The sequence below is a fragment of the Candidatus Omnitrophota bacterium genome, assembly GCA_018830005.1.
Taxonomy (GTDB): Bacteria; Omnitrophota; Gorgyraeia; order JAHJTE01; family JAHJTE01; genus JAHJTE01.
In genome coordinates, this window is sequence record JAHJTE010000003.1 from 112403 (window position 1) to 124992 (window position 12590).

The 12590-nt window shown below is 39.6% G+C and carries 11 protein-coding genes; 2 read left to right on the forward strand and 9 right to left on the reverse strand.

Annotation, left to right across the window (positions count from 1 at the left end; all coding sequences use genetic code 11):
• Positions 1-50: 50 nt before the first annotated feature.
• The 9 genes from KJ593_07145 to KJ593_07185 form a co-directional block, all read right to left on the reverse strand.
• Positions 51-1490 (reverse strand): glycosyl hydrolase family 57, encoded by a 1440-nt coding sequence (locus KJ593_07145; GenBank protein MBU2541662.1) that lies wholly within the window; start codon positions 1488-1490, stop codon positions 51-53.
• A gap of 3 nt (positions 1491-1493) precedes the next feature.
• Positions 1494-3122, reverse strand: coding sequence for a DUF1957 domain-containing protein (locus tag KJ593_07150; GenBank protein MBU2541663.1), 1629 nt, complete (start codon positions 3120-3122; stop codon positions 1494-1496).
• A gap of 4 nt (positions 3123-3126) precedes the next feature.
• The gene (locus KJ593_07155) at positions 3127-4404 is read right to left on the reverse strand and encodes a DUF4912 domain-containing protein (GenBank protein ID MBU2541664.1); all 1278 of its coding nucleotides are present in this window, start codon (positions 4402-4404) and stop codon (positions 3127-3129) included.
• Between the two features lie 52 nt (positions 4405-4456).
• The gene (locus KJ593_07160; GenBank protein MBU2541665.1) at positions 4457-5617 is read right to left on the reverse strand and encodes a glycosyltransferase family 4 protein; all 1161 of its coding nucleotides are present in this window, start codon (positions 5615-5617) and stop codon (positions 4457-4459) included.
• 26 nt (positions 5618-5643) lie between these two features.
• Positions 5644-5922 (reverse strand): isoamylase early set domain-containing protein, encoded by a 279-nt coding sequence (locus KJ593_07165; protein MBU2541666.1) that lies wholly within the window; start codon positions 5920-5922, stop codon positions 5644-5646.
• Between the two features lie 252 nt (positions 5923-6174).
• Positions 6175-6825 (reverse strand): response regulator transcription factor, encoded by a 651-nt coding sequence (locus KJ593_07170; protein ID MBU2541667.1) that lies wholly within the window; start codon positions 6823-6825, stop codon positions 6175-6177.
• Positions 6826-6862: 37 nt separating this feature from the next.
• Positions 6863-7594 (reverse strand): sensor histidine kinase, encoded by a 732-nt coding sequence (locus tag KJ593_07175; GenBank protein MBU2541668.1) that lies wholly within the window; start codon positions 7592-7594, stop codon positions 6863-6865.
• 18 nt (positions 7595-7612) lie between these two features.
• Positions 7613-9112: a 4-alpha-glucanotransferase gene (gene malQ, locus KJ593_07180; GenBank protein MBU2541669.1), complete on the reverse strand. Its 1500-nt coding sequence runs from the start codon at positions 9110-9112 to the stop codon at positions 7613-7615.
• Positions 9109-10680, reverse strand: a complete 1572-nt coding sequence (locus KJ593_07185; protein ID MBU2541670.1) for a DUF3536 domain-containing protein — start codon at positions 10678-10680, stop codon at positions 9109-9111. Before KJ593_07185 ends, malQ begins: the two co-directional genes overlap by 4 nt.
• A 127-nt stretch (positions 10681-10807) precedes the next feature.
• Here KJ593_07185 and KJ593_07190 point away from each other — a divergent pair, with 127 nt between their 5' ends.
• Together KJ593_07190 and KJ593_07195 are read left to right on the forward strand one after the other, a co-directional pair.
• Positions 10808-11467, forward strand: a complete 660-nt coding sequence (locus KJ593_07190; GenBank protein ID MBU2541671.1) for a hypothetical protein — start codon at positions 10808-10810, stop codon at positions 11465-11467.
• A 1-nt stretch (position 11468) separates the two neighbouring features.
• Entirely contained in the window at positions 11469-12575 is a 1107-nt protein-coding gene (locus tag KJ593_07195) for an AAA family ATPase (protein ID MBU2541672.1), read from the forward strand.
• Positions 12576-12590: the final 15 nt, after the last annotated feature.

Below are 12590 nucleotides of genomic sequence, written 5' to 3' on the forward strand. Positions count from 1 at the left end.
ATAATTAACTATGCGATTATATCAAAATTCCCCACAAAGTCAATAAGTTGCTAGGATTTTTCGATTGCCTCCATGCCTCTACGGCAGATCTCTCTTGCATATTCTGTCCAGATACCTTTGCCCCAATAGCGAAAACAACTTGTTTGAGAAAGCAATAAATATAGAAGTGCCTGCCGATATTTCGGATCCGGACAATCCATAGGCGTATCATCAAAGCGTTCATGAAAACGAGCGCTTAATTTATTTATCGGATCTAGGATATCCATATACCCTTTCACCCAGTTTTTATCGTTTGTCCAGGAGGCCTTTTCTAGATTAATCTGTCCGTATTTATTTTTTGCCTTCTGGATAGCCTCTTCAACTGCCCGGGGAGAAAACTTATTAACGAATTCCCAAATTTTATGCTGGGATATCGGCTGGACCGGCAAAAAGTCCTCCTCTTTAACCCGCTCTCTTTTTATATATTCAAAATACTCGCTTACATTTAAAGCGACCGTTCCTTCCCGGCCTATTTCATTAAATACCTCTTTATATTTAGGAGGAAACTCATTCATCATCACCCCGCCGTTTTCTCCATCACTTATTTGTAATACCAAAGGCGGTAGGCTCTTTTTGGCATACTCCTCTCTCTGTCTCGATTTTGCTTCATAATAAGGTTGCATCTGGGCTACCAGTTTGGTATCCGAACCCTGCGTCTTTATGAATACAGCTATCTCCTGAGTCTTACCAAAAGAATTCTTGGCAATTAGTCGGTGGGGAAAATGCGGCCTTCGTATAGGAGAACCGTCTAGATTCTCGATAGTGTGCTCCTGAACAAGCAACCATTCATAACCTGCCTCTTTTAAGGCCTTTATATATTCAAAACAGACATCTGGATGAATAGGCAGTTGCATCTCCGGCGCAGAAAAACCTTTCAGGCGATTAAGCGCCTCCTGGCCGAATATAGCGCCAAAATGATTTCTCCAGGCGCGGATATGCAAAGATATATCAGGAACCGGAGTTGAGCTAACCACTGCATGAGACCACATTGTGCCTAACCACTCTAGAGAGGGATAATATTTCTTATCAACCGTTATCTGGCTTAGATTATCCAAGACCTTTGCCTCTCCCATCTGGCGCAATCCCCACAAGAGATTTCCGGAATAATCTAACATTATCCGCGGATGAAGCCCTTTATCTAGGAGTTCTCTGATTATATCTGACATACGCGAATAACAACTCAGGAATACCGGGGCATTATGGTTATCCCCGATATTCTGGTGCTTCATCATATATTCTAGATTGCTTATAAGGCCAGCCCTGGCTAAATCATCGCCTTGGGCCGGAATGGTAGGTTGATGCATATGCAAGGCAATAGCAAAAGCAGTATTAATCTTATCAAAGGGAAGACTGCTGAAAGGGGCAAAAAGCTCTTTTTCTGTTTTCTTTCTTTCTTTTGATTTTATATTTTGGCTGAAAATATTTGGCAGGCCAGCCACTATATCTTTCATTGTTTATATATTCTTATTTGCCGATTCTCTCTTTAATATAAAATATTTTGCACAATCCATATCTGCAAATATATTGTCCCTAGCTTCAACCTCTCCTAACCATTCATTATCTATTGTATTGTTGACGATGTCATTATAGAGACGTTTGAATCTAGAAAGATGTACTTTGACTCTTTTCTGCGCATAAGGCACCATTGTTCCTGTTTTCATAATAAATGCCCAATCACTGGCCTGGGTAAGCAATAATTCCCGGCCAGCCTGGTTCAAAGCCCTCCGGTAAAGGTCATGTTTTGCCTTATCAGAATAAGTGTCCAATATTTCAGAGAGTTCTCTCATCTTCTCTCCGGCAGCATGCACATGCCTATAGAGCCAATCATTACTACCTTCTACCCAAACGTCATTATAGCCTTTATAGCCCCAGCTGGAAGAAGAAGGCAGACACATTTGATTAGTAGGATATTCGCCCAAATACTGCGAAGGAGTAATCATGCTTATTGTCTGCTGGTCATAAAATATTTTGCGCGCTAGAAAATCTATCCACATCGGCCCTTCGAACCACCAGTGGCCAAAGAGCTCTGCATCATAAGGAGCAACTATAATCGGTTTCCTGTCCATAGTCGAGAGAAGATGTTGGACCTGCTTCTCTCGGTTAAACATAAAATTTCCTGCGTGCTCTGCTGCCTTGTCTTTGGCTGCCTGCGGAGAATAGGCCTCTTTATAATCGCTGTTACCGGTAATCCGCCAATATTTTAAGCCGGTATTTATGCGTATTCCGGCAGGATGAATATAAGGCTTTATATAATCATAATCCAATTCGTAACCGATATCTTTATAATATTCTCTGTAGACAGGATCACCTGGGTATCCCTCTTTTGAGCTCCAGACCTGCTTTGAAGACTCCCAGTCCCGGGCAAAGGCAGCTACGCCGGAAGGGCAATAAACCGGAGCATATACGCTGTAACGCGGCAAAGGATCCGCGTTTAGAATACCGTGGGAATCTAAGAAGAAATATCTTATGCCCGCTTCTTTTAGGGCCTCATCAAGGCCCGGATAATAACCGCATTCCGGAAGCCAGAATCCTTTGGGATCCCGGCCAAAGGTCTTTTTATAATGTTGGACTCCTATATTAACTTGGGCTGCTACATCAGAAGGATTTAAGCAAAGCAAAGGCAAGAATCCGTGAGTGGCACAGGAAGCGACTATCTCAACATAGCCTAAATCCTGGAAGGCCTTAAAGGCTTCCACGATATCCTTATTGTATCTGTTAGAGAATATTTCCTTTGCCTCGACTAGCTTGCGATGATACATCAGAGCCAACCCATGAAAATAAGGATCGTAACCTGTCCTTTCTATTTCTTTGGCTGCTAATTCAATTGATCTGTCAATATGCCGCTGGTATCTATTCTGCAATAGGGGGTCTTTTAACATCGAGACCAGAGGCGGGGTCAAAGACATAGTAATTCTAAAATCTACCCCATCTTTGATGAGCCTATCAAAAACCTTTATCAGAGGAATATATGTTTCAGTAATAGCCTCATACAGCCAGTTCTCCTCAAGAAAATATTCCTCTTCCGGATGTCTTACGAACGGCAAGTGTGCGTGAAGCATTAAACAAAGGTAACCTTGAGCCATATTTCTATTTCTCTTTATCGGTTCTTCTCTCTACCCTGGTATCTATTTTTCTTTTCTGGCTCTTATCCTTAGACTCTGCTTTAAATTCTAAAGGTATAATACCATCTGAGGGTAAAGAAAATCTTAAACTAAACGTACCGTCTTTATTTAAATTAATCTTTTTATCTCCTAACCAGACTTGGGCATCTGATTCTGTGCGTCCGTAAACAATTAATTCTGTTGACAGCTCAAAGAAGAACTTCCTTTCTATCCTCTCCTGAACTAATTCACTAGCCCCGGGCTGTTTTATGCGCTCTTCGCTACCACCCGGGCCTAAAACAACCATGCTTTCAGAAGCGCCCAAGAAAATCCTCCTTAAGGAATAACCTTTGGGTAAACCGGCAAGGGTCCTGCGCCTTTCTTTTTCGGTCTCTCCTTCTAAAAGTAAGTTAAGGCCTCTGCCCTTTCTGCCAAAATAACTGAGTAAGCGGGCGGATATAATATCTCTCAATGAAGGATTCAGGCGTGAATAATAACTTCTTATGTCCTCATCGGTAAGATAAATCCTCCTTAGGCCTTTCTTTTGATATTGGGCAGCGGATATCGATGCGTCTTTACTAACAGCTATGCTCGGTCTTACAAAAACGGATTCCTTACTACCGTCCTGAACATTCATCCATATCTGTTCGCTGCGGGGAGAATAGCTAACACGGGGAGTATGGACACAGTTTGATCTAGCCAAGGAAATAAATCTGCCTCCAGCAGTACGCAAACCTATCTCCGCTATGTAAGAAACGCCATCCTTGTAGAGATTTACATACCAGTTATTTGCATAGATATCAACCTCAATATCAAAATAACTATTTGCATTAGTGCCGTTAAAGTCTAGGAGAGTCACATCATACATTCTCAAGACAGTCTTTGCTGTTCTGATCTCTTCGTCACTGAGCCTTGACTTTAAAGAGTTCAGATTATCAAATGGAATCTCCCAATAGGCAAAAACCCAAAACGGATCCTTAACCATCAGCCTTACGCGATTTAGGCCGTAATCAGCGGGAAACTGGTAATCATCTATCCAATGCCTCTTCTGGGGTAGACCTTCATCTACTGGCAAACGCAGAGGCTTCTTTTTCTCAGCCGGGCCTGAAACAAGAGAAGTTTTACTCACAAGGGCTGCGGCTTTTCTTGCTGCGGAAACAGGCTTGGGATGTTTAGCCTTAGGATAGGTCTTTTCTTTAGCGCCAGAGACGGTTATCTCTCTTCCTTTTTCGTAGACACGTTTTATTATCTTCTGTCTTTTCATTCGCTTTACTAAAGCCTAAAACGCTAAATTAATTAAAAAAGATTTAAAGCCTTTAGCTGTGGTAGACATTTAATACCTGCTCTGCAATGGTATCCCAGGAAAATGCTGTCTCAACTGCGATCCTGCCGTTTCTACCCATCCATCTTAGGTGATCAAAATCACTAAAAGCTGTTCCTACTCCCCAGGAAACTGAGTCAGTATTAGGATAAACTTTTAGGCCATTAACATCATGCCAAACTATTTCGCTGGGGCCGCCGTTTGATGAAACAATGACCGGCTTTCCTGCGCTCCATGCCTCTAAGATAACTATTCCGAATGGTTCGTTTCTACTGGGGATGCAGATAATATCAGAGGCCCTATATAAATCAATTAGTCTCCAGCCATTAACATAGCCTAGGAATTTAGTTGCGGAGCTTAAACCCATATGCCTTGCCGTCTCCTGAACATGCCCTCGCATCGAACCGTCTCCGACAAAGACAAATTTCGCATTATTGTAATACTTAAGTATGTTAGGTATTGCCTCCATCAGTAAATCCGGCCCCTTTTGATAGACCATCCTTCCTACAAACAAAACAACCGGATCCATGGGCCCGATATCATAAACACGCCGCACAGAAGCTGAATCTATCCAGCCGTCATAGTTTCTATAATTTATACCATTATAAATAACAGAAACCTTAGAATCCGGCAAATTATAAACCCACATTATCTCATTTTTTAAAGCATTGGAGACCGCTATCGCCCTATCTGCGCAATAGCTACCATGCTTTTCATGATCCATTATCCTGGCAGAATTACCGCCAAAAAAGTTATTGCCGCATCTGCCATATTCAGTGGAATGAATGGTAAGTATTGACTTATGGCCTCTACCCTCTTTTATCCAGACCAAGGCATTGGAAGTAAGCCAATCATGAGCATGGATAACGTCAAATTCGCCTACATAATCCTCTGTTTTAAAGAAACTCTCCGTAAAGGAACGGCACATATTATTTATCTCTTCTAGGAAATCGTTGCCAGAACTAAAAGGACAACGGTGATAATGAACACCATGTATCCTTTCATACCAGGCCTGTCCCCCATCACCTAGACGAGTAAACAGATGTACTTCATTGCCTTTTCTCTCCAGGGCACAGGCAAGTTCTGTAACATGGAAAGCGACGCCACCCACACTTATTGAATGCATGGATTCCCATGCAAAAAGTGCGATACGCATTTTTAGCCTTTTTTAATTATTAAATTTTAAATTTCTATGACTGAATTTTCAGTGCCTATTGCACTCAGAGACTTATTTGAGTTATTAGGATCAGCCATCCAATTGCCGTCAACTACGAATTTATACTCGTATCTGCCTGGCTTAAGAACGACCTCTTTCTTCCAGATGTTATCCTTGCTTTTTTTAAGCAATATCTTCTTCTCGTCCCATTTGTTAAAATCTCCCGCTAGGCTAACTTTGCTTGCTTGCTGGGCCTCAAGCATAAAGATTACTTTAGCCCCTTTCTGGTTCTTCTTCCTTGCCATATTACACCTCCTAATGTAATTTGTTATGATTTTTAACAACTTAACTTTTCCTTCTCTAGGCTTCTCATTACTGTAAAAGTATTATATAAAGAGCCTATACTATATTATATCTTCGGGAAGAAGTAAATAAGCAAAAATACCTAGTTTGCCTGTATTTTTTTGCTTAGCCAGAAAAACCATATTTAAAGGATGATTTTTATCTTAACTTTATTAATAAGAATGAGTTAGGAAAATTGAGGTGGGTAAATTAAGCTATACGCTTATTATCCCTTCTTTTATAGCAAATCTTACAAGCTGAGCTTGATTATGCAGGTTTAGCTTGCGCATTATATTATTCCTATGAACCAGTACGGTTTTAGTGGAGAGTTTGAATTTTTGAGCTATCTCTTTACTGCTTAGGCCTTCGGCAATAAGCTGGATAATCTCTCTTTCGCGCAGGGTAAGAATGGCTTTACTTCTTAGCCTGATAGCCGGCTTTCTTTTAAAAAGATAATCTTCTATTACAAAAGAGGAAATCTTTGAACTTAAAAAATATTTTCCTGAATAAACCTCTCTGATAGCATGGGCTATCTCATCAGCTGCCGAATCCTTTAGGATGTAGCCCTTGATGCCGTAACCAAGGGCCTCTTCAACAAAGGCTCGGTTCTCATGCATGCTTAAAATCAGGATTTTTATCTTTTTGTTCTGCTTGATTATCTGATAACTAGCATCAAGGCCGTTTAGCTGCGGTAAGGTAATATCCATAATAACAATATCCGGGGATTTTTCTTTCGCTATCCTTACTGCCTCTTTTCCATCTGAGGCCTCGGCCACTACTGAAATATCCGGCTCTTTGGCAAGCACGCTTTTGATACCTTGCTTGACTACCTCATGATCGTCTACTAACATTACTTCAATCGCCATATTAGATTTTCCTTAAATCTATAAGCAGAAAAAAATCCTAAGCTATAGGCAGGATAACGGAAATCTTTGTGCCCTTGCCAGAAGAAGAGGTTATTTTTAAATCACCATCTAAGATGTCCACTCTTTCTTTTATCCCCCGCAAGCCCATCTTGGTTATCCCCGCCTCTCTCGTATGTTTGCCATAATCAAAGCCTTTTCCGTCATCTTCAATAATTAACTGGATACTATCTTGAGAAAGGATTAAGTTTACTTTAACTAAAGAAGCATCGGCATACTTGATTATATTATAGGTTGCCTCCTGGACTATACGGTAAAGAGTAATCTCTATGTCTTCCCTAAGCTTAACTCCTTTGAGATTTTCGTCAAACTCTATTCTTATCGCGGGATTTGATTCGCTGCATTGGGCAAAAAATTCCCGAAAAACCGCAGAAAGCCCTAAAATATCTAAACCAGGCGGCCTTAAATTAAATGCCATAATCTTCATCTTAGCAGCCAGGCCTTTAATCAATTCTCTCACCTCCTCTATCTTCTCTAAGGCCTGCTGCACACTGCCTTCTTTTATATCCCTCTCGATAATGTTAAGCGAAGCGCCCAAGGCCACCACAACCTGACCTGTTTCATCATGCAAGTCGCGGGATATTCTCTTTTTCTCCTCTTCTTGCAGCATAAATATTTTGCTAAAATGCTGCTTTATTATCTCTAAATTTCTCTGCATATCCAGAGGGACATTATCTAATTTGACTTTGGATTTCTTCCTATTTTTAGACATCAAAAACCTCTATTTAAATTATGACCTCTTGGCATTTTTGGTAATTTCCAGAAGCCTCTTAGAAATCTGCGGCTTAAGGCAAGACTGATCTAGCCTCCAGCGCCAATTACCTCTTTTTGTGGCAGGAAGATTCATCCTGGCCTCTTCTCCCAGGCCTAGAATATCCTGCATAGGGATTATCACGGTATTGGCAACCGAAAACATGAGAAGTTTTATAAATTCCCAATTAATCTCCTTAAGGCTAACCTTCTTGCCTAAATATTTAAATACATTTTGCCTCTCTTGTCTGGAGGCCTCGTTCTTAAACCATCCCTTAATAGTATTATTATCGTGGGTACCGGTATAGGCAACGCAATTTTCTATAAAATTATGAGGCAGATAAGGATGTTTGTCAAGGTCTGCGTCAAAGCCAAAAAGAAGGATGCGCATACCGGGAAAACCAAAGTGTTTGATTACTGCCCGGACATCATCAGTAATATAGCCTAGGTCTTCGGCAATAATGCTAAGGTCTGGAAATTCTTCCTTTAATAACCTAAAGAAATCATAGGCCGGGGCCTTAACCCATTGACCTTTTATCGCTGTTTTTTGCTCTGAAGGAATTTGCCAATAAGCAACAAGTCCGCGGAAATGATCAATCCTTATTATATCAAAAGGATCAGAATTGAATCTTAGCCTTTGAAACCACCATTTAAAACCATTCTTCTTTAATATCTCCCAGCGATATATGGGATTTCCCCATCTCTGGCCGGTCTTGCTAAAATAATCCGGAGGCACGCCTGCGACAAAAGAGGGCATCTTCTCAGTATTAAGCTTAAAAAAATCAGGATTAGACCATACATCAGCGCTGTCATAACTTACATAAATGGGGATATCGCCAATAAGCTTAATCCCGTTATTATTGCAATATTGTTTAAGACAAAACCATTGTTTAAAAAAGACAAATTGCAAAAACTTCTCTTTAGAAATTTCGTTTTTAAAATCATTCTTTATTTTATTTAAGGCCTGCGGCTTTCTGTCCCTTAAATCCTTAGTCCATTTGCCCCAAGGCCGGCTGTCAATATGTCTTTTTACTACTCTAAAAATTGAAAAATCCTCTAGCCAATATTGATTGTCCTTGCAAAACTTTTCGAAATCCTGTTTAGGTCCTGGGTCTTTTATAAAATTATTATAGGCGATTGAGAAAATCCCTTTTTTAAATCTGGTCACTTTAAGATAATCACACTGATTTTTTGAAAAACTTAGCCTTGGTTTAATATCGCTTCCTGATAATAAACCATCCTTGACCAGCAACTCAGGACTAATCAATAGCGAATTTGCCCCAAAGGCAGAATTGCTGCTATAAGGAGAATTGTCGAATACCGGATCTGTAGGATTTAAAGGTAAAATCTGCCAATAACTTTGCTTGCTAAATTTCAAGAAATCAGCAAATTTATAAGCCTGGGGGCCTAAATCGCCTATGCCAAAGCCAGAGGCAAGTGAGGTAATGTGTAGGAGTATGCCGCTTGCTCTCCTGTTCATTTTTTATCTTCTAGATTTAAGTATTCGGGAGTATACTCAAACAATCTCTTGACCTTCTTGGTGATAAATATGGAAGGTCTTACAAATGCCAGATAGGTTTTTGCGCCATTTTTTATTAAGGCATTGTTGCTTTTTGCTTTTTTAAGAAAAGAGAGATATTCTTCTTCCAGATGGATCTTAGTAAATTCTGCGGCAAGTTGCATGGCCCGCCCAGCATGACGCATAATCTGAATATTCTCAACCCCTGATATATCATCAAAAAACCAGCCGCAACTAGTCTGCATTAACATCTGATGGCGCTGCATCTCTAAGAGTTTTATAATGTTAGATTTATCGATTGCGGTTAAATTCTTTTTCACCCGCGTTGCTAAAAAATGTTCAATATTTCTAATAGTCCTGTTCAAAATAACTTCAATATAATTATTGCGTAAATCCCAGGGGTCTGCCGTAAAAGTAGACATCTCCTTTTCATAGATCTGGGCTAATTTTACGGTCAACCAACTGGTTGCCTCTCGCAAAGGTTCTCTCCAGGTCTGTTTCCAAGTCGGGTTCATTCCTGAACTGCAACCGCAATTCCCTCTCCAGCGCTCAATGCCATGAGAACAACTCCATGAGGTATTCTCTAGAATTAAGACCTCATGGCTAGGAGAAAATTTATCCAAATATTCACCATAAATCGTAATCTTAACGGCCGGGTCTTGCTCTAATTTCTTTAGACAATAGGCTAATGCCATATTGCCAAAACTATGGTGATGCCCATAATTTTCTCCATCTGTAGCAATATGAACTAAGTGCGGACGACCCTCTTCCTTTCTAAAACCGGACAACAGGCGTTTAGTAAGATTCTCACCGTTTTTTAAAAGATTGCCGAATGATATTTCATTAGAGATGTCATGGTTATAGAAGAATATTACCAGTGATTTTTTTGAAGGCAGACGGCAAAGGTAAGGCATTTTTAAATCAATCTTATCTTTATCTGTGCTCTGCCATTCTTTTTCTCCTATCTTCCTTACTGCCTTAGCCTGGTGAGGGGCAAGAATGGTAAACTTAATACCGCCTTGAGCTAATAATTCCAAGGTATCTAGGTCAACTGCTGTTTCAGGCAGCCACATTCCCTCTGGCTTCCTCTTGAAGCGGTATTCAAAATCACTTATGCCCCAGGCCACCTGAGTCTTTTTATCCTGCGAATTTGCCAAGGGCATAATTAAATGATTGTAACATTGAGCTAACGCCGAGCCGTGGCCTGAAAAATACTTCTTACTCTCTTTGTCTGACTTAATTATTTCCTTATAGGTCTTTGGCTCGTTTTTCTCTAGCCAAGATAGGAGTGTAGACCCGAAATTAAAACTAATCCGGGTGTAATTGTTAAGCCGCTCGATAACCCTTTTTTTGGAATCGAGTATTGGAGAGGAGATATTTACAGAGTAACATTCTTTGCTAATCTTCTCATTCCAATCATGGAACGGATATGCGCTATCTTGAACTTCAACCTCTTCCAACCAAGGGTTCTCCCGAGTCGGTTGATAAAAATGCCCGTGAATACATATATATTTTCTATGTTGACTCATCTCTTTGAAATATATTTTTTTGGCAAAAAGGGCCAAAAAATCCCTGCCCTGCCCTATAATTATACCATTATTTTCCCTAAAGTATTCAATTGATTTTTGCAAAAATAAGTGCTAAATTATACTTAATATGTACACCCTCCTAGAAAACAATCTCCTTTCCAAACAAGACGCCAGGCGGCTAGAAAAATCCTTCTTTTCAAAACCCAGCCTTAAAAAAGCCACCAAAATAAAAAGTATCTCTCTAATATCCCTCCTGGTTATAATCTTGGCAACTGTTATAATTGTATTTATACAAAACTATAATATCCTAATCTTGCCCAGCTCTGATAGATTAATTAATGCCACTGACTTGCTTTCGGCAAAGCACCTAGTAGAGCTTGAGCTGATAAAGGACGCTGGCAATTCTAAAATTAAAAATTTTATATATCTCGATTCGCCTATCCAAAGAGAAATCGGCTTTAATATAAACTTTAAAGAAGAAACCGACCTAAATAATGTCAAATTGATCGTGGTGATTAAAAAAACATTGCAAGATTTCAATCTTGATCTAATTTTACGGGATAAAAGTTTTAAGTCTAATGCCAGAAATCCAATCCATATACAGGTGAAGACACCGGACGCCAAATCAGAATTTATCCAGATACCTATTTCTTTTTACCAAGATACTAATTACAATTTAAACTTTACAAGAATAAAACAAATAAGGCTTATTTTTTCTCAAAAAGAAGGAATCAATTCTCCGATTTTGGTAAAAAATATTTTTCTTCAAAAAACAAAGGACGGTTGACATGAAAATACTATCATTTGTAAATCAAAAAGGCGGCTGTGGCAAGACCACATCTGCGGTAAATTTAGCTTGGGCCATCTCTAATAAAGACTACCAAACACTGCTTATTGATTTAGATCCTCAAGCCCACGCTACATTTTCTCTGGCAGTTGAGCCTAAATTTACTACTGCTGATTTGTTCGAGAATATTACCAATAACAGCAAAATTGATTACCAAGATTTTGCTGATTTCCTTATCTCTCGTACTAAAAATTTATGGGTATTAGGCTCTAGCATCGGATTAAGTGCTATAGAAACTAGCTTGACTAGTCAGGATTATAAATTAGACATTCTAAGGGAGCTGCTAGAATCTATCTCTTCCAATTTTGATTGTTGCGTTATTGATTGCCCTCCCAACCTGGGCATCCTGACCTTAAATGCTCTTATCGCCAGTAATTATGCCCTTGCTCCCCTTGGCATATGCGAATTATCATTAAAAGGAGTAGAGAATTTAAATAATATAATGACTTTACTGCGCAAACATAATCAAAAAATTCCTGAACTCTTTTATCTGGCAACCCAATTGGATAGGCGCTATAAATTCTCATATAAATTTATTGATAAATTAAAAAATGAGCTGGGGGATAAATTACTCTCTACAATGATTCGAACCAATATCCGTTTAAGAGAAGCTGCTGCAGAAGGAAAAAGTATATATGAATTTAATAGTGCTAGCCGGGGAGCCCAAGATTATTCCCAACTTGCGGATGAACTTGAAATAATTATGCAGCTGGAAAGAAAAGAGACCGCAACCCCGGAGGTGGTAATAGAAGAAGAAGCAAGAGAAATCAAAAATCGCATAGACGAAGATTCGGGTATAAAATTGTTTTTTAAAGGTAGGCACCTAAATGAGGTATTTGTGGTAGGCGAGTTTAACAGCTGGTGCAAAGATAATAATTTTAAATTAAAAAAGGTGGATGAAGAAAACTGGTGCATTACTCTGCCGCTTAAAAAAGGAACTTACCCTTATAAGTTCATTGCTGATGGGAGATGGATAAGTGATCCTGAAAATCCCCTGCGAGAAAAAGATCCTTTCGGAGGAGAAAACTCTATACTTTTGGTAAAGTAATAGCCAAGTAACCTC